The sequence below is a fragment of the Rahnella inusitata genome (genome assembly GCF_018288855.1).
GTDB lineage: Bacteria > Pseudomonadota > Gammaproteobacteria > Enterobacterales > Enterobacteriaceae > Rahnella > Rahnella inusitata.
The window spans coordinates 4,443,963-4,461,743 of record NZ_CP065024.1; the positions used below are offsets into that span (position 1 = coordinate 4,443,963).

Sequence of the window (17,781 nt, forward strand, 5' to 3'; positions counted from 1 at the left end):
AGATTTATATTGCACGGCACGGTAAGCGATGGTGGCGGAATTGGTAGACGCGCTAGCTTCAGGTGTTAGTGTCCTTTGGATGTGAGGGTTCGAGTCCCTCCCTTCGCACCAAACCGGTGATATAAATCAGCAGTAAGCAGAATTCATCTGTGCGAAGGTGGCGGAATTGGTAGACGCGCTAGCTTCAGGTGTTAGTGTTCTTACGGACGTGAGGGTTCAAGTCCCTCTCTTCGCACCACATGAATCTGTTCTTCCGCTTTCCCTTCCTGCATCAACTCTCTTGTTTTCAAAAAGTAAAAAATCCCTGCGGCTTTGTTGTGTTTTCTGTTTTTCATATCGCTCATTCCTTCTAAATAACAATCACTTATTGTTTGTCTCACTCCACTATAGACTAAAATTCAATGTCACAGCGGCCAGACCGCCAGCCAGCGCCATAAAAGAAGGCAAAAGCATATAGTGGCGCAACGTGCGGTGGAACAGCATACCCAGCGTGACCAGCATTGCTACCACCACCAGCACGCGCAGCTGATCGAGCGTCATATGCGTCATCGCCAGCAGCGGCATCAGCGCACAAGGCAACAGCACGCCCCAACCACTGGTCAGACGCTTACCCAGCATCCACACAACTGCCCAGATCCCACACGCCATGACAATCGCCGGTATCATAACCCTGCTCCAAACAATGATAATGAGAACCAATATCATATAGGATTTTTTCTCATTTACCACCTATTTGCGGCCTGCCACCTCGTTGAGGTGACACTTACAGATAAAAGTGCTAATTTTAAGGCCGTCAAAAAGATATTCGTTGCATACAAAATTTATACAAATCTAATAATTACGCGTAAAAACCATTAGCCTGCCGCAGGAAATTAATAGCGGCATAGGGCGAGAAGATTTTTTATCTTTTCAGACCAACGACACACGAAAAATAGAGTAAATTTGATGATATCTCATTCCTATGATGAGTTGCTAAAAAGCAAACATCGACTGGCTATGTTGTTATTCTTTTTTTTAAATAGTGCCACTGCGCTATTTTCTATGGTTTATCCTCCGGAGAAAGCGACGTCGACACCTGCTCCGCTGGTGATTATTTTTGTGCTTTGCTGTGCCGGATTAGTATTCTCTTTTTTCTCAAAGAAAAATTACTCGGCCCATCTGAATGTGTGCTCGATAATTATCGGATTATTTTGGGCGTGGCTCATTGCATTAAGGTTTCAGGAAATTGGCGAAGTCGATAAAAACTATCTCCTGGTCAGTTTGCTCAGTATTTTCTTTATCAGCGCTATTGCGCTGTCAGATAATTTCCTCGCTTTTTGCCTCCACGCAGTACCAGCGACGCTTTGCGTCGTGTTTTTGGATGATTTTCAGCACGTTGGCCGTATTTTATTCACCGTTTCGCTGCCGCTGATTGGCCTGTGGTTGCATCACCTGATGCTGCGCCGCAGTGATGAATTCACCCGCAGGATGCTGGCGAATCTCTACAGTGAACGGGAAAAGTTTAGCGATCTCAGCATGCTGGATCCGCTCACCGGACTGTACAACCGGCGCGGGCTGCAGAACAAGCTGGAGACGCTGTTCAGTCAGGCCTCGGGCCATTACGTGATGCTGCTCGATATCGATCACTTCAAGGCCTATAACGACAACTACGGCCACAGCATGGGCGATCAGGCGCTGGTGCGGGTGTCAGCGGCGATACGCGACGCCGTGCGATCACGGGATGTCGTCGTACGCTACGGTGGCGAGGAGTTTCTGGTGCTGATGTCCAACGTGCAACAGGAACACGCCGTACGCATGGCCGAACGTATTCAGAATAAAGTGTTGGGGCTGAATATCCCGCATCTTTTTAATGCCGAAGTCTCGACGCATGTCACGGTAAGCGCCGGGCTGGCGGCGCTTGAAGACGGTAACTTTATTCATGCATTAGGTCAGGCCGATGTTTCACTGTATAACGCCAAAAACAGTGGCCGTAATAAAATATTCTATGCGTGGGAAGCAACTGAAAAACCACAAACATTGAGCGAAGAAAAATTGGCCTAAAAAGTAACATTAATAACAATGCGTTTATTGTTATTAATGTTATTCCTCTGACATTTTGGCTCATTGATATTTATCCGTAACGGTAAAAAATTCATATTTTCTGCATAAACATTCAAACGATAACCGGAAAAAAGGGGAGGCTGAGGGATAAGCATCCCGTTTAATGTCACGGGCAAAAGACACTTTTCTTTTTTCTTGTTTTATAGCCCGCTGACCCGCCGTAAATAATGCCAAATAAAGATATTCCTAAAGCATTAAGAATTCGACTATCCCATCTAATCAGACCCTTTTTTTATTTTGCGCACAGCATGGCGATACACCCTAATTTATTGTTTTAAATAGATATTAGAATGCCGCATCAAACAGTGAAGTGCCTCGCCCTATCTTGCGATGCCTGCCTGAGAGGTAAAACGCTGCCGGTAATCGCGGGGTGATACGCCACAGGCGCGGTTAAATACCACCGAGAAGTAATTACTGTCATCGAAGCCGCACTCCGCCGCAACATCACTGATCGTCATATTGCCGTAGCGCAGTAAACTCATTGCCCGGCAAATCCGCAGTTGCCGCAGATACTGCGTCACGCTCATGCCGGTGTGTTGCTTGAACAGCGCCCTTAAAGCACGGGGGTTGAGCTTATGCTGGCGACAAAACGTCTCCAGGTGGAAAGGCTCGGCGATCCCCGCACGCAGCGCCATGAGCAATAAATCCAGCTGATGGGCATCGGGCAGTACGCCGCTGTCTGGCTGATGACGAAAGCGCAGCAGCAAAAGTGAAAGCTGCATCAGCAGGGCTTCGCTCAGCTGTACCGACAGTGCTTCAGACTTCATGCACTCTTTCGCCAGCTCATCGACTTTATCTCTCAATACCGACATCCCGAGCGTACTCAGCCGCCAGTAGCGCTGACCTTGTGGGGTATCTTCACCGGGCAGCAGTTGCTCCCAGTCAGCCGCCAGCCGGAAGCGTTCGCGGCAGTACAGCACGTTATCCAGTGCCAGCATATTGGCGGATTCGTAGCTGTGACGATCTTTGGCGTTGATATAAAACAGGTCGCCGCAGGTGATGGGATAAGGAATGTCGTTCCAGATATGTACGCCGTTGCCGCGCCAGACAATGACCAGCTCGTCGAAATCATGATCGTGACTGGGGAAATCCGCCTGCGGATGGCGTTCGGCCACCACGACAGAGTTCATGCCGGTCAGAAAGAAGTCATTTTTATTCAATTTCAGCGACATAGCAGCAATCTCAAACCCGTTTGACAACAAGATAAACGAGGCGACTCAGGCACGCATTGCCGTGAGCCGCGAGAGGTGTCGCTTAACGTAACTGGTCACGCATGAGTTTTGGCGACACCGAAAATTCCCGACGGAACTGCGTCGAAAAGTGGTTACTGTCACTGAACCCGCAGGCATAGGCAATATCGGTAATACTTTGATCGCTATGGTGTAAACGGCGGCGCGCCTCAAGCAGGCGCAGACGGTTCAGATAGCGCTGCGGCGTCAGACCGGTGTAATGCTTCATCTGTCGGTGCAGGGTGCGCAGCGCCAGAGAAAAACGTTCGGCGGCCTCAGTCCAGTTAACTTCTTCACTGTAATGTGACTGGAGCCATTGCAACAGTTGATTGACCTTGTTTTCAGAGGTGTCTCGCAATTGTGGCTGGAAACAGTCCTGATACAGCAGGATCAGCAGCTGTAAAAACAAGCTTTCGCGCGTGGCGATGTGTTCCATCTCAATGCTGTCTGGCAGCGCTTCCAGCTGCGCGATGCACTCCAGCACCTGCGCCAGAACATGCGGGCTGAGCTGCCAGTGAATTTGCGACTGATAATGGTGTTCCTGTGGCAGAAAATGGCCGACGTCCTGGATAAACCGGAATGCTTTAGGTGAGCGGAACAACACGTTGGTGAGGCGCAGATTCTCCACGTTTTCAAACAAGTGGTGATCGCTGGCACGCACAAAACAGACAGTGCCGGCGGTCAGAGTATAGGGATGGTCATTAAAGATGTGCACGCCTGAGCCGCTTTCCACCAGCATAATCTCGTGGAAATCGTGGTAGTGCTCCGGGAATACGCTTTGCGGAAGACGTCGCTCGACCGTCACAGTCAGCTCAGGTGCCGCAAAATAATCATCACCCTTCAGTAACGTCATTTATCGCCTCCGGTTCGGGGGATTCATTATTCATCGTGAAACAACCCTACCCTGCGCCCGGCGTTCATACCTTCAAACCACGGCGTTAAAAACGGCTTAAACAGTCATTTTTTTAAGATTAACCCCGCTGTGTTGCGGATCTGCGGCAAAGATCACACAGGCCGCTTGCGTGTTTCCGACGTTTTCATCGCCTTGTCCGGCAGGGCTTTGAGCGGAAGTGTGATCTGCCTCGCATCTACCTTTTTAATGCTGCCATCCCGCTAAAACCAGTGGCAATCACCGGAAGGTGAGCCTTAAACGCCTCCCCTACACTGGGCAGCATATTCAATAAGGAATGGCTGCTATGAGAACCCACCATCTTGCCGCTATTGATCTCGGCGCTTCCAGCGGCCGCGTCATGCTGGCCACGTTTACCCGCCAGGAACCTGATTCAGCGGCGACGCTGACGCTGAAAGAAATTCACCGTTTCCCGAATAACCTGACGCACACTGATGGCATGGATACGTGGGATCTGGATGATCTCGAGAAGCACATTCTGGAAGGATTAAACCGTCTGGACGCTTCAGGCATTCCGCTCGACGGTATAGGCATCGATACCTGGGGCGTGGATTTCGTGTTGCTCGATGAACAGGGTCAGCGGGTGGGTCCGGCCGTGGCGTATCGCGACAGCCGCACCGACGGCGTCATGGCGCGGATGGAAAAGCAGATTGGCCGCCATGTTATTTACCAGAAAACCGGCATCCAGTTTATGCCGTTTAATACGCTGTATCAGCTGCGGGCGCTGACGGAACAACAGCCTGAAATCGCAAGCAAAGCCGCACATCTGCTGATGATCCCGGACTATTTTCTCTTCCGTCTCACCGGCCAGCTCAACTGGGAATTCACTAACGCCAGCACCACGCAAATGCTCAATATCACCACCGGCGACTGGGATGAAGATCTGTTGAAACTGGCGGGCGTACCGCGCCGCTGGCTGCAAAAACCCACTCAGCCGGGCAACTCTCCCGGCCTCTGGCACAGTCCGCGCGGGCGCAGCGTGCCCGTTTTCAGCGTCGCCACGCATGACACCGCCAGCGCCGTCGTTGCGGCACCGCTCACCAGTTCGCACAGCGCCTACCTCAGCTCCGGCACCTGGTCGTTGATGGGCATCGAGAGCCCGAAAGCGTTCAATCACGCGGGTGCGTTACACGATAACGTCACGAATGAAGGCGGCATCAATGACAGTTTTCGCGTGCTGCGTAACATCATGGGATTGTGGCTTTTTCAACGCGTTTGCCGCGAACTGAACATTCAGGATTTACCTTCGCTGATCACGCTGGCGAAGAACGTCCCGCCGTTTACCTATCTTATCAACCCGAACGAAGACCGCTTTATAAATCCGCCGTCGATGGTCAGCGCCATTCGCGAAGCCTGTCATCAGGCGGGCGAAGCGGTACCGGAATCACCGGCCGAACTGGCGCGCTGTATTTTCGACAGCCTCGCCATGCTGTATCGCAAAATTGCGCTGCAGCTGGCGGATTTACAGGGCGCACCGCTGGAAGACATTCACATTGTCGGCGGCGGCAGTCAGAACCAGTTCCTTAATCAGCTGTGCGCCGATGTCTGTCAGGTCAACGTCAGCGCCGGGCCGGTGGAAGCCTCCACGCTTGGCAACATCGGCTGCCAGCTGATGGCGCTCAGCGCTGTCAAAGACACCGCTGAATTTCGCCGCATCGTCGCCATGAACTTTGAGCAACACCATTATCTTCCCCGTATTCACGCGGATTTCGCTATTCACTGGCGCCGTTTTGAGGCGCTCTGTCACGTCAATGAGGAGCTCGCAGTATGACTTCATCAATCGATCACGCATGGACGCTTGCTAAAGAACGCTTTGCGCAGCTGGGCATTGATGCCGAAGCCGCAATCAAACAACTCGATACTCTGCCGGTTTCCATTCATTGCTGGCAGGGAGATGACGTCGCGGGATTTGAGAACCCCGAAGGCGGGCTGACCGGCGGGATCCAGGCCACCGGCAACTATCCCGGCAAAGCGCGAAATGCGCAGCAGCTGCGCGCCGATTTAGAACTGGCGATCTCCATGATCCCCGGGCCTAACCGCCTGAACCTGCACGCCATTTATCTGGAATCTGACAAACCCGTTGCGCGCAATGAAATCGAACCGAAGCACTTTACCGGCTGGGTGGACTGGGCGAAAAAGAACAAGCTGGGTCTGGACTTCAACCCTTCGTGCTTCTCGCACCCGATGAGCGCAGACGGCTTTACGCTGTCGAGCGCCAATCCGCAAGTACGCCAGTTCTGGATCGAGCATTGTCAGGCCAGCCGCCGCGTCTCCGCTTCGTTTGGCCGCGCGCTGGGCACGCCGTCGGTGATGAACATTTGGGTGCCGGACGGCATGAAAGACGTCACCGTCGACCGTCTGGCTCCGCGCCAGCGCCTGATGAGCGCGCTGGATGAAGTGATTGCCGAGAAGTTTGATCTCAGCGAACACATCGACGCCGTCGAAAGCAAGCTGTTCGGCATCGGTTCGGAAAGCTACACCGTCGGCTCCAACGAATTCTATCTTGGCTACGCCGCCAGCCGTGGCACCGCGCTGTGCCTCGATGCAGGCCATTTCCATCCGACCGAAGTCATCTCCGATAAAATTTCTGCCGCGATGCTGTATGTGCCGCGTCTGTTGCTGCACGTCAGCCGTCCGGTGCGCTGGGACAGCGATCACGTAGTGCTGCTGGATGACGAAACACAGGCTATCGCCAGCGAAATCGTGCGCCATAACCTGTTCGACCGCGTTCACATCGGGCTGGATTTCTTCGACGCCTCGATCAACCGCATCGCCGCGTGGGTGATCGGCACGCGCAACATGAAAAAAGCGCTGCTCAAAGCCCTGCTTGAGCCGACTGATTTACTGAAAAAGCTGGAAGTGGAAGGCGACTACACCGCACGTCTGGCGCTTCTGGAAGAACAAAAATCGCTGCCGTGGCAGGCAGTCTGGGACATGTACTGCCAGCGCCACGACGTGCCGGTCGGCGGTCAGTGGCTGGATGCCGTCCGCCATTATGAAACCAGCGTGCTGTCAAAACGCTGATCCATGCCTTATCGCACCGCCGAAATGCATTCACCTTATTTGCAGGAAAGTTCTAATGAAAACATTATTTAGCTCGTGGTTTGTACAAGGCATGGTCAAAGCGACCACCGATATGTGGCTGAAAGGCTGGGATGAGCGCAACGGCGGTAACGTCAGCATGCGTCTGCTGCCGGAAGACGTAGCCCCGTACAAAAATGATTTTTATACCCAGCCGCGCCGCGTTGAACTGACGCAGCACGCGCCGGATCTGGCGAATGAATACTTTATCGTGACTGGTTCCGGTAAGTTCTTTCGCAACGTGCAACTCGCCCCTTCCGAAGCGCTGACAGTTATCCAGCTCGATGACAAAGGCGCCAGCTACAACATCCTCTGGGGGCTGACAGCGGGCGGATTACCCACGTCCGAACTGGCGTCACATCTGCAATCTCACGCAGTACGTAAACGCGTCACTCACGGGCAGGATCGCGTGATCATGCACTGCCACGCCACCAACCTGATCGCACTGACCTACGTGCTGGAACTCGACAGCGCCAAGATCACACGCAAGCTGTGGGAATGCAGCACCGAATGTCTGGTGGTATTCCCGGACGGCGTCGGCATTGTGCCGTGGATGGTGCCGGGTACCGACGGCATCGGCGCGGCGACCTCCGATCAGATGCAGCATCACAGTCTGGTGCTGTGGGCGTTCCACGGCATCTTCGGCTGCGGTCCGACGCTCGACGATGCTTTTGGCCTGATCGATACCGCCGAAAAATCCGCGGAGATTCTGGTCAAAGTGATCTCCATGGGCGGCATGAAACAAACCATCCAGACCGACGAACTGATTGCCCTCGGCAAACGTTTTGACGTCACGCCTTTCGAGGCCGCATTAAAAGCCTGATCCGGCGGTTCCTGCTCCGGAAAATATAAATCCTGCACGGGGAACAGAGGATGTTCCCCGTAGCAAGAACTGGCAAAGACCCTGGAGCATCGCCACACAGAACATCAGTTCTATTTACTCACAGAGGGATTTTTATGAGTTTTATGTTGGCACTTCCTAAAATCAGCCTTCATGGCCAGGGCGCAATCGACGATATGGTGGCGTTGCTGGCGAACAAAGATCACGGCAAAGCGCTGATCGTCACCGACGGTCAGTTAGTCGAACTCGGTCTGCTTGATGGCTTATTCTCCGCACTCAACAATGCCGGATTACCTTACGCGCTCTACGGCGGCGTCGTTCCCAATCCAACCTCAGAAATTGTCGATGAAGGCTTCCGCCTGTACCGCGAAAATCACTGTGATTATCTGATCGCCTTCGGCGGCGGCAGCCCGATTGATACCGCCAAAGGCATCAAAATCCTGACCGCCAATCCGGGGCCGGTGACACGTTACTCCGGCGTCGGCAACGTCACTAAACCGGGCGTATTTCTGGTGGCGATTAACACCACCGCAGGAACCGCCGCCGAGCTCACCAGCAATGCGGTGATCATCGACAGCCAGCGTCAGGTGAAAGAAGTCATTATCGACACCAATCTGATCCCGGATATCGCGGTGGACGATCCGTCGATTATGCTCAAGATCCCGGCAGGCGTGACAGCCGCGACGGGCATGGATGCGTTAACCCACGCTATCGAGGCGTATGTCTCCGTCGGCGCACATCCGCTGACCGACCCGACGGCGCTGGCGGCGATTTCGACCATCACCCAATGGCTGCCGAAAGCGGTCGAACACGGTGATGACATTGAAGCACGCGAAAAAATGGCGCAGGGACAATATCTGGCGGGCATGGCATTTAACAGCGCCGGTCTGGGGTTAGTTCACGCGATGGCACATCAGCCGGGTGCGACGCACAACCTGCCGCACGGCGTCTGCAATGCTATTTTGCTGCCGGTTGTGGAAGAATTTAACCGTGCTTGCGCACCGCAGCGTTTCGCCGATATCGCCCGCGCAATGGGCGTACATACGCAAAGTATCAGCGAAATGCAGGCCAGCATCGCGGCGGTCGAGGCTATCCGTGCATTGTCGAAACGCGTGGGGATCCCCTGCGGTTTCAGGGAGCTGGGAATTGTGGAAGCAGATATCGAAAACTGGCTTGATAAAGCGCTGGCCGACCCATGCCTGCCGTGCAATCCGAGAACACCCACGCGGGAAGAAGTGCGTGAGCTATATTTAAAAGCGATGTAATTTTTTCTCCTCCCCCTGCGAAGGGGGAGGGAGTTATCCAACCAGGAGCCAATATGATCCGTAAATCCTTCGTTATGCAGATCAACCCGAATGCGCATGCTGAATACCAGCGTCGGCATTCTCCGATCTGGCCGGAACTGGCGGAAACGCTGAAAGCCCACGGCGCCCATCACTACAGTATTTTTCTCGATGAAAAACGTAATTTGCTGTTTGGCTATGTCGAAATCGAATCAGAAGAAAGATGGGATGCGGTGGCAAAAACGGATATCTGCCAGCAGTGGTGGAAGCATATGGCAGACGTGATGCCTGCCAATGCCGATAACAGCCCGATAAGCAGCGATCTTAAACCGGTCTTTTACCTCGATTAACGCTGCGATTTGCCCCTTTTCCCTGCGCTGCCGGTTTTTTACCCGCCCGTGACTCCCCTGCTTTACCTTTTCCCGTTCCCGGATTCTGTGCTTTCGACGCCGTAAAGCGCGTGGCCGCAGGCCGTGCGATCCCCGAGCGCGGCGGGGCAAAGCGCGGATCAAAACCGTCCGGCGGCACCAGACAATCCGGGCGAACGCCAATCAGACGGCGCATTCCCATCGCCGTCAGCGCTTCGCGGATCACAGGCCAGTTCACCGGATCGTGATAACGCAGCAGCGCCTTGTGCAACCGGCGCTGACGATCGCCCTTCGGCACCACCACGTCTTCGCTTTTGTAATCCACTTTGTTGAGTGGATTTTTGCCGCTGTAATACATGGTGGTGGCGCTGGCGAGCGGCGACGGATAGAAGTTCTGCACCTGATCCAGACGGAAGCGGTTCTGCTTGAGCCACAGCGCCAGATTGATCATATCTTCGGTACGCGTGCCCGGATGTGCCGAGATAAAATACGGGATCAGGTACTGCTCTTTGCCCGCCTGTTTCGAATAGGTGTCGAACAGCTCCTTGAAGCGGTAATAGCTGCCCATGCCCGGTTTCATCATCTTCGACAGCGGCCCGGTTTCAGTATGCTCCGGCGCGATCTTCAGATATCCGCCGACGTGATGTTCAGCCAGCTCTTTGATATAACGCGGATCTTCCACCGCCAGATCGTAACGCACACCCGAGGCGATCAGGATTTTCTTGATGCCTTTCAGGTTGCGGGTGCGGCGGTAAAGATTGATGGTCGGCTCATGGTTGGTGTCCATGTGCGTACAAATTTCAGGATACACGCAGGAGGCGCGGCGGCAGCTTTGCTCGGCTTTCGGCGACTGACAGCGCAGCATATACATGTTGGCGGTCGGCCCGCCGAGATCGGAAATCACGCCAGTAAATCCCGGCACGTTATCGCGGATCTCTTCGATTTCACGAACGATCGACTCTTCGGATCGGCTCTGAATGATCCGCCCTTCGTGCTCGGTGATCGAGCAGAACGAACAGCCGCCATAACAGCCACGCATGATATTGATCGAAAAACGGATCATGTCATACGCCGGAATGGTCGCCTTGCCGTAAGACGGATGTGGCACGCGCTGGAACGGCAGTGCAAACACTTCGTCCATCTCTTCAGTGGATAACGGGATCGCCGGCGGGTTGATCCACACGTAACGATCGCCGTGTTTTTGCATCAATGCCCGCGCACAGCCGGGGTTGGTTTCATGGTGAAGAATGCGCGAGGTATGCGCGTAAAGCACTTTGTCGGCCTTCACTTTTTCAAATGACGGCAACAGCACGTAGGTTTTCTCCCACGGCTTCGGTTTCGGCGCACGCACGGTCACCGGCTGCGGCGCGTCCGGCGCGGGCAATTCACCTTCTGAGCACGGCAAATCTTCGCCGTACGGATTCATAATGGGTTCGATGCGGCCCGGTTTATCCAGCCGAGTGGAATCCACCCCACTCCAGCCGACCAGCGCCGTTTTACGCATCACGGCGGTATTGCGCACGTCGTGAATATCCGTAATAGCTTCGCCTGCCGCCAGACGGTGCGCGACTTCCACCAGCGGGCGCTCGCCGTTGCCGTAAATCAGCATGTCGGCTTTGGAATCCACCAGCACCGAGCGGCGCACGGTATCTGACCAGTAATCGTAATGCGCGATGCGGCGCAGGCTGGCTTCGATGCCGCCCAGCAGCACCGGCACATCGCTGAACGCCTCTTTGCAGCGCTGCGTATAAACCAGCGTGGCGCGATCAGGCCGCTTACCGCCGACGTTGTCTGGTGTATAGGCATCGTCGTGGCGCAGTTTGCGGTCAGCGGTGTAGCGGTTGATCATCGAATCCATGTTTCCCGCGGTCACGCCGTAGAACAGATTCGGTTTCCCCAGACGCATGAAATCGTCTTTGTTGCTCCAGTCCGGCTGCGCGATGATACCCACGCGAAAACCCTGCGCTTCCAGCATGCGGCCAACGATCGCCATCCCGAAACTCGGGTGATCCACATACGCATCGCCGGTCACCACGATAACATCACAGCTGTCCCAGCCGAGCTGATTCATCTCCTCCCGACTCATCGGGAAAAACGGCGCAGTACCGTAGCATTCGGCCCAGTAACGCGGGTAAGAAAACAGGGTGCGATCGGGTTGGATCAGGCTGATTGGCATAGGAAGTTTTCGCTGAAATAAAAGGAAAGTTGCTTAAGCACGGCTTATAAATCGTGATTTCGCAGCCAGAAAATCAAGGCCGGAGATTATACGTGGGCAAAAATTCATCTGCTGCGGGGAATGACTTTGGCATGCGTGAGATCAAGGTTTTCAGTCCAGGCATCCGGTTTTGCGTGATCGCCGCCACATCACTCTAAGATTTTCCTTATGCGGAATTGCCGACTACCATGTTAGAAAGTGCATCAAGAAGCTTCAAATCGTAACTAAAGAATTTCTTACTTTAGACGTTGATCGCCACCGGGCCAGCGGAGAAATCTCCGGCCCCCTGACAGAGAGAAGCATATCGTGACCGCATTGATCCCACTCCTTGCCCGTAACCGCAGCTGGGCGCTGAAACAAAGCCAGAGCGATCCGGGCTATTTCGAGCAAACAGCACAACCCCAACAACCACATACGCTGTGGATCGGCTGTTCCGACAGCCGCGTGCCAGCCGAAGTCCTGACCGGCGCACATCCGGGCGAACTGTTCGTGCATCGCAACATCGCCAATATGGTGCTGGACGCAGATGACAATTTTCAAAGCGTGCTGCAATACGCGCTGGAATACCTGAAAGTCTCCAACATTGTGCTGTGCGGTCACTACGGCTGCGGCGGCGTTCAGGCCGCCGTCGCATTGCCGGATATGCCGCTGGCGGAGCAAGACAATGCGCTTTCGCGGCGAATTCACCAGTTACGTTCAGCGCTTCATCCGCACATCGACGACTTTCACACCGGTACAGGCGAGGAGCCAGAACGGCAAAATCAGCTGGTCGAAGCCAACGTCCTGACACAATTTTCCCACCTTATCGCCACCGCCCCGGTTCAGCAGGCCTGGGAAAATGGCGTTTCCCTGCACGTTTATGGCTGTGTGTACGATCTGCACAGCGGGCACTTAAAAGAGCTGGTGCAGCAAAGCGCCGTGGAGGCTGTTTCATGACGATAAGCACGAATAACGGTATCAACATGAATTTCCTGCGTTACGACATTCCGGCTGGGATCGTGGTCTTTCTGGTGGCACTGCCGCTAAGTCTCGGCATCGCGCAGGCCAGCGGATTACCGCCGTTTGTCGGCCTGCTGACCGGTGTCATCGGCGGTATCATCGTCACCCTACTCAGCCCGTCGCGTTTTGCAGTCAGCGGCCCGGCGGCCGGGCTGGTGACGATCGTCGTCGGCGCGATGGAAACGCTCGGATCCTTCTCATCACTGTTGCTGGCGCTGATGCTGGCAGGCGTATTGCAGATCGTCTTCGGTATCATCAAAGCCGGACGCTTTGTCTCGCTGATCCCCGGATCCGTTATTCAGGGCATGCTGGCGGCGATCGGGATATTACTGATCATGCAGCAGATCCCGGTGGCGCTGGGCTATGAAGGGGAAGAGGGTCTGAAAGGCATCTTCAGCGATCCGGCGTTCAGCCTTTCGCCGACCGTGCTGCTGGTTTCCGGCGTGGCGTTGCTTATCCTCTGGCTGTGGACCACTCCGCCGTTCAAACGCATCAAACTGATGACCTACATTCCGGGGCCGCTGGTGGCCGTGCTGTGGGGAAGTCTGGCGATGATCTTCGGCGATCGTCTCTTTCCGGACGCGATGCAATCGTTACCGCGTATCGCCCTGCCGAAATTCGACAGCGTGGATGAAGTCACGTCACAACTGGAGAAGCCCAACTGGAGCGCGTGGAATAATCCGCAGATCTACGTTATCGCCGTCACGCTGGCGCTGGTTGCCAGCCTGGAAACCTTGCTGAGTCAGGAAGCGCTGAAAAAGCTGAAAGAACAAACGCCCGCTCCTTCGCCAAATAAGGAAATGCGCGCGCAGGGGATCGGAAATCTGATCAGCGGATTTCTCGGCGGTCTGCCGATCACCGCGGTGATCGTGCGCAGTTCGGTGAACGTTAACACCGGCGCGCGCAGCAAAGTGTCGATCCTGCTGCACGGCGTGTTGCTACTGCTGTGCGGAATGTTTTTCAGCGACATGCTCAATACCATTCCGCTGGCCTGCCTGGCGGCGGTGCTGCTGTACACCGGCTACAAACTGGCGTCGCCGGAGCTGTTCATCACACAGTGGCGTCTGGGCATGCCGCAGTTCCTGCCGTTTGTCGCCACGCTGATGGGCATTCTGGTCTTCGGCATGCTGGCCGGGATTGGTCTCGGGATACTGGCGCAGCTGCTGTCGAGCACGTACAAAAGCCATCGCAATGCCGTGCAGCTGACGCGCTATGAAAACCATTACGTGATGCGTTTTCATCAGAACCTGACTTTCCTGCACAACCCGCGTTTGCAAAGCCTGCTGGCGGAAATTCCGGATAACAGCGTGGTGCGTGTCGAGCACGACAACGCTGATTACATCGATCCGGATGTAAAAGCCGTGCTGTCCGATTTCGGTGCCAAAGCGCCGGACAGAAATATCACGCTGGATCGCTGGCCGGGCGGGTGCTGATCATTTCGAACTGAAGTAAATAAAAAGGCCTGCCGGTTTCCCCGCAGGCCTTTGATTTATTAAGCAAAGTACTGTCATCCGAACACTATTTTTTCGCCAGCGCCTCGAAGACTTTTTCGACCGCCACGGCGCCCGGATCTTTCACGCCTTTCAGGCTGTCACTGCTCAGGTATGACGAACGTCCGGCATTGGCTTTCTTCATGCTGGCCGTGTCTTTCGCGCCTTTGGCCGCGGCTTTGGCTGCCCCTTTCAGGGCATCTTTTTTGCCCAGCGCTTCCAGAGCCGGTTGCAGCGCGTCGATCATCGTGCGATCGCCGAGATCTGCGCCGCCGTAGTGCTTCATGCGTTCGAGACCAAACAGCAACGCTTTCGGCAATTTTTCGCCTTCTTCGAATTTCTTACCGGCAGCGGTAAAGAAGATCGACATCAGCACGCCGCTCGATCCGCCCATCACTACCGCCAGACGATCGCCGACCACGCCAAGCAGATCCGCTACGTTGTTCAGCGGCAGCTTTTTGGCCTTGTTTTGTTTCTGAATATCGCGCGCGCCGGTGGCAAAGGTCGATCCGGTGTCGCCGTCGCCCACTTTGGCATCGAGCTTGTTCAGCTCATCTTCCAGATCGGAAAGTGTCTGGGTAATGGTCTCGACAATTTTGCTGACTTCTGCGTTAGAAGAGGCTTTGGCGGTTTTCTTCTCGCTGATTTTCTTGCCTTTCTTCGTGGCCAGTTTTTCCAGTTTGACCAGAGGCTGCCAGCCGGACGCTTCAACGTCTGCCAGCAACGCTTCTTCAATGCCGCCTTTGAGCGCAATCACAGACAGCGAGAAACCTTTCATATCCAGCGCGCTGACCAGCGACGCGGGCCCAATCAGATAACGAATCGAACCGCCCAGCGCCGAATGCACCACTTCTTTGGTCAGCTGGCTCATCTCCAGCGGAGACACGCCGCCGAGGTTGTTGATCAGCACCGCCAGTTTGTCGGATTTCTTCACATGTGCCTGAAGCTTTTCGACCAGCGTATCTACCACTTTTTTGCTGTTCTGGGTTTTCATCTTCGACACGCCCGGCTCGCCGTGAATGCCCAGACCCAGCTCGACGTGGCCCGATTCGATACGCTGTTCTTCTTCATCTTCGCCGCCGCCCGGCAGGCTGCAACCGGACATCGCCACGCCCATGCTGGCAGTGGCATCAATCGCCTGCTGCGCGATTTTGGTAACGTCTTTCAGGGATTTCCCCTGCTCGGCCGCATAACCGGCGATTTTGTGCACCAGCACCGTACCGGCGATACCGCGCGGCTGTTTGTTGTCCGGCAGGGAGATATCGTCGGAGACCATGACCAGTTCGACGTTGTACCCCATACCTTTGGCTTTCTCCGCCGCCAGCCCGAAGTTCAGCCGGTCGCCGGTGTAGTTTTTGACGATCAGCAGACAGCCCGCTTTACCGGTCACCGCCACAATCGCGTTCAGCACCGCATCGACGCTCGGCGAGGCAAACACTTCGCCGCAGACCGCGGCGGTGAGCATTCCTTTGCCGACAAATCCGACGTGCGCCGGTTCGTGGCCCGAGCCGCCGCCGGAGATCAGCGCGACCTTTTTCTTATCCCAGTCGCGGCGCACCACAACGCGGATAGCCGGATCGACGTCCAGCTTCGCCAGATTTTTGTAGGGAGAGGTCAGGATCACCCCTTCGATAACATCGTTAATCAGAGTCTTGCGGTCATTCATGAAAAATTTAGACATGCCGGACGTTTCCTTTTAACTGTTTTCCAGGTGTTTTGAGGGACTACATAAATTTTTTGATAACCAAAACATAGCACAGGAGAAAAATCGGGAAGGAGACGAGAAAGGCGGTTTCCCGCCTTTTCGGAAATGAAGAGGAAAGAATCAGTTACAGGCGAGGACTTTAATTGCCAGGCCGCCTGTGGACGTTTCGCGATACTTTGAGTTCATATCTTTGCCGGTTTCGTACATGGTTTCGATGACTTTATCGAGGCACACGCGCGGTTCGCTGGTGCGGCGCAGCGCCATGCGTGAGGCGTTCACCGCTTTCACGGCAGAGATAGCATTGCGTTCGATGCACGGCACCTGAACCTGTCCGGCGAGCGGATCACAGGTCAACCCGAGGTGATGTTCCATGGCAATTTCCGCTGCCATAAACACCTGCGCGGTGCTGCCGCCCAGCAGTTCGGTCAGGCCCGCCGCCGCCATCGAACAGGCGACGCCGACTTCGCCCTGACAACCGACTTCTGCGCCGGAAATCGAGGCGTTCATTTTGAACAGAATGCCGACCGCGCCGGAGGCGAGGAAGAAACGGCTGTAAGAATCAGGGCTTATCGGGCGGATAAACTGATCGTAGTAGGTCAGCACCGCAGGAATAATCCCGCATGCGCCGTTGGTCGGTGCGGTAACCACGCGGCCACCTGCGGCATTTTCTTCGTTCACCGCCATCGCGTACATGTTGATCCAGTCCACGACGCCCATCGGATCGACGTTGTTTTTATCCTGCGTCACCAGAATGCGACGCAGCGCGGCGGCGCGACGGTTGATTTTCATCGGCCCAGGCAGAAGCCCTTCGGTGTGAATACCGCGCGTAATACCTTCGCTCATCACGTTCCAGATTGCCGCGAAGTGATCGCTGATTTCTGCACGGGAATGGCTCGCCAGTTCGTTTTGCAGCATCAGCGCCGAGAGCGAGAGGCCGGTATCAATGCAATGCTTTTGCAAATCACTGGCGGAGTGGAACGGGTACGGGCGCACTACCGGATTTTCATCCTGCAGGCCGAATTTACTGGCTTCGACGATAAAGCCGCCGCCAATGGAATAATAGGTTTGCGTGTACAGCAGTTCGTCGCCGTTAAAGGCGCTGATCGACATGCCGTTTTCGTGCAGCGGCAAATTGCTGCGGTGGAAATTCATGCCGGAACAGGCCGGGAAATCCACCTCTTTGGCGCCTTTGCCAAGCATCAGACGCCCGGTGGTTTCTACCTGACGTATAAACGCCGGGATCGCATCGATATCAACGTCGTCTGGCATATTGCCGGCCAGCCCCATGATGATGGCCAGATCGGTATGGTGACCTTTACCGGTCAACGATAAAGACCCGTAAACGTCTACCACCACGCGGGTGGTCTGTGCGAGATGACCTAAAGAAATAAGCTCATCAGTAAATATTTTCCCGGCTTTCATCGGGCCAACAGTATGCGAACTGGAAGGACCAATACCAATTTTGAAAATATCGAAGACGCTGATCACGGTGGACTCCATGTCTGAATAGGATGACGGGAAAGAATAAGAAACAGGTAGCAGAAAGCAGTGAGCGAATTA

Annotated in this window: 15 protein-coding genes and 2 tRNA genes; 10 read left to right on the plus strand and 7 right to left on the minus strand. The window is 54.8% G+C overall.

Features of this window, described 5'->3' with window-relative positions:
* Positions 1-25 precede the first annotated feature (25 nt).
* Both I2123_RS20740 and I2123_RS20745 read left to right on the plus strand, forming a co-directional pair.
* A tRNA-Leu gene (locus I2123_RS20740) sits at positions 26-111 on the plus strand.
* A gap of 40 nt (positions 112-151) precedes the next feature.
* Positions 152-238, plus strand: a tRNA-Leu gene (locus tag I2123_RS20745).
* Here I2123_RS20745 and I2123_RS25685 read toward each other — a convergent pair.
* Both I2123_RS25685 and I2123_RS20750 read right to left on the minus strand, forming a co-directional pair.
* Positions 201-335, minus strand: coding sequence for a hypothetical protein (locus I2123_RS25685; RefSeq protein WP_274611815.1), 135 nt, complete (start codon positions 333-335; stop codon positions 201-203). The two genes, I2123_RS20745 and I2123_RS25685, sit on opposite strands and share 38 nt — an antisense overlap.
* A 49-nt stretch (positions 336-384) precedes the next feature.
* A complete protein-coding gene (locus tag I2123_RS20750; RefSeq protein WP_112168369.1) occupies positions 385-666 on the minus strand; it encodes a DUF1435 domain-containing protein in 282 nt (93 codons plus the stop codon).
* Between the two features lie 279 nt (positions 667-945).
* On the opposite strand from I2123_RS20750, the gene I2123_RS20755 reads away from it, so the two are divergent.
* Complete coding sequence (locus I2123_RS20755) at positions 946-2,040, plus strand: GGDEF domain-containing protein (protein ID WP_112168368.1); 1,095 nt, start codon at positions 946-948, stop codon at positions 2,038-2,040.
* 380 nt (positions 2,041-2,420) lie between these two features.
* On the opposite strand, the gene rhaR is transcribed toward I2123_RS20755, so the two are convergent.
* Positions 2,421-3,272: an HTH-type transcriptional activator RhaR gene (gene rhaR, locus I2123_RS20760; RefSeq protein WP_213051411.1), complete on the minus strand. Its 852-nt coding sequence runs from the start codon at positions 3,270-3,272 to the stop codon at positions 2,421-2,423.
* An 82-nt stretch (positions 3,273-3,354) separates the two neighbouring features.
* Positions 3,355-4,182 (minus strand): HTH-type transcriptional activator RhaS, encoded by an 828-nt coding sequence (rhaS, locus tag I2123_RS20765; protein ID WP_213051412.1) that lies wholly within the window; start codon positions 4,180-4,182, stop codon positions 3,355-3,357.
* Between the two features lie 343 nt (positions 4,183-4,525).
* Here rhaS and rhaB point away from each other — a divergent pair, with 343 nt between their 5' ends.
* The 5 genes from rhaB (at position 4,526) to rhaM (ending at position 9,794) form a co-directional block, all read left to right on the plus strand.
* Positions 4,526-6,010, plus strand: coding sequence for a rhamnulokinase (gene rhaB, locus I2123_RS20770; protein ID WP_112168365.1), 1,485 nt, complete (start codon positions 4,526-4,528; stop codon positions 6,008-6,010).
* The gene (locus tag I2123_RS20775; RefSeq protein WP_213051413.1) at positions 6,007-7,263 is read left to right on the plus strand and encodes an L-rhamnose isomerase; all 1,257 of its coding nucleotides are present in this window, start codon (positions 6,007-6,009) and stop codon (positions 7,261-7,263) included. Before rhaB ends, I2123_RS20775 begins: the two co-directional genes overlap by 4 nt.
* Positions 7,264-7,318: 55 nt before the next feature.
* Positions 7,319-8,143, plus strand: coding sequence for a rhamnulose-1-phosphate aldolase (gene rhaD, locus I2123_RS20780; protein ID WP_213051414.1), 825 nt, complete (start codon positions 7,319-7,321; stop codon positions 8,141-8,143).
* A 134-nt stretch (positions 8,144-8,277) separates the two neighbouring features.
* The gene (gene fucO / locus I2123_RS20785; RefSeq protein WP_213051415.1) at positions 8,278-9,426 is read left to right on the plus strand and encodes a lactaldehyde reductase; all 1,149 of its coding nucleotides are present in this window, start codon (positions 8,278-8,280) and stop codon (positions 9,424-9,426) included.
* Positions 9,427-9,479: 53 nt separating this feature from the next.
* The gene (rhaM, locus tag I2123_RS20790) at positions 9,480-9,794 is read left to right on the plus strand and encodes an L-rhamnose mutarotase (protein ID WP_112168361.1); all 315 of its coding nucleotides are present in this window, start codon (positions 9,480-9,482) and stop codon (positions 9,792-9,794) included.
* On the opposite strand, the gene I2123_RS20795 is transcribed toward rhaM, so the two are convergent.
* On the minus strand, positions 9,769-11,988 hold the full coding sequence (locus I2123_RS20795) for a YgiQ family radical SAM protein (RefSeq protein ID WP_213051416.1): 2,220 nt from the start codon (positions 11,986-11,988) through the stop codon (positions 9,769-9,771). The genes rhaM and I2123_RS20795 overlap by 26 nt on opposite strands.
* A 345-nt stretch (positions 11,989-12,333) precedes the next feature.
* Here I2123_RS20795 and I2123_RS20800 point away from each other — a divergent pair, with 345 nt between their 5' ends.
* Together I2123_RS20800 and I2123_RS20805 are read left to right on the plus strand one after the other, a co-directional pair.
* Positions 12,334-12,963 (plus strand): carbonic anhydrase, encoded by a 630-nt coding sequence (locus tag I2123_RS20800; protein ID WP_112168359.1) that lies wholly within the window; start codon positions 12,334-12,336, stop codon positions 12,961-12,963.
* Between the two features lie 20 nt (positions 12,964-12,983).
* Positions 12,984-14,459, plus strand: coding sequence for a SulP family inorganic anion transporter (locus I2123_RS20805; protein WP_213052584.1), 1,476 nt, complete (start codon positions 12,984-12,986; stop codon positions 14,457-14,459).
* Between the two features lie 85 nt (positions 14,460-14,544).
* Here the strand turns inward: I2123_RS20805 and I2123_RS20810 are convergent, their stop codons facing one another.
* Positions 14,545-16,197 (minus strand): glycerone kinase, encoded by a 1,653-nt coding sequence (locus I2123_RS20810; RefSeq protein WP_213051417.1) that lies wholly within the window; start codon positions 16,195-16,197, stop codon positions 14,545-14,547.
* 144 nt (positions 16,198-16,341) lie between these two features.
* Positions 16,342-17,709, minus strand: coding sequence for an L-serine ammonia-lyase (locus tag I2123_RS20815; RefSeq protein ID WP_112168357.1), 1,368 nt, complete (start codon positions 17,707-17,709; stop codon positions 16,342-16,344).
* Positions 17,710-17,781 lie beyond the last annotated feature (72 nt).

Excerpts from the sequence above, each read along its gene's own strand:
- I2123_RS20755 (WP_112168368.1), top strand. The coding sequence starts at position 946 with ATGATATCTCATTCCTATGATGAGTTGCTAAAAAGCAAACATCGACTG.
- rhaM (WP_112168361.1), top strand. The coding sequence starts at position 9,480 with ATGATCCGTAAATCCTTCGTTATGCAGATCAACCCGAATGCGCATGCT.
- I2123_RS20775 (WP_213051413.1), top strand. The coding sequence starts at position 6,007 with ATGACTTCATCAATCGATCACGCATGGACGCTTGCTAAAGAACGCTTT.
- rhaD (WP_213051414.1), top strand. The coding sequence starts at position 7,319 with ATGAAAACATTATTTAGCTCGTGGTTTGTACAAGGCATGGTCAAAGCG.
- rhaR (WP_213051411.1), bottom strand. The coding sequence starts at position 3,272 with ATGTCGCTGAAATTGAATAAAAATGACTTCTTTCTGACCGGCATGAAC.
- I2123_RS20810 (WP_213051417.1), bottom strand. The coding sequence starts at position 16,197 with ATGTCTAAATTTTTCATGAATGACCGCAAGACTCTGATTAACGATGTT.
- rhaS (WP_213051412.1), bottom strand. The coding sequence starts at position 4,182 with ATGACGTTACTGAAGGGTGATGATTATTTTGCGGCACCTGAGCTGACT.
- fucO (WP_213051415.1), top strand. The coding sequence starts at position 8,278 with ATGAGTTTTATGTTGGCACTTCCTAAAATCAGCCTTCATGGCCAGGGC.
- I2123_RS25685 (WP_274611815.1), bottom strand. The coding sequence starts at position 335 with ATGAAAAACAGAAAACACAACAAAGCCGCAGGGATTTTTTACTTTTTG.
- I2123_RS20750 (WP_112168369.1), bottom strand. The coding sequence starts at position 666 with ATGATACCGGCGATTGTCATGGCGTGTGGGATCTGGGCAGTTGTGTGG.
- rhaB (WP_112168365.1), top strand. The coding sequence starts at position 4,526 with ATGAGAACCCACCATCTTGCCGCTATTGATCTCGGCGCTTCCAGCGGC.
- I2123_RS20795 (WP_213051416.1), bottom strand. The coding sequence starts at position 11,988 with ATGCCAATCAGCCTGATCCAACCCGATCGCACCCTGTTTTCTTACCCG.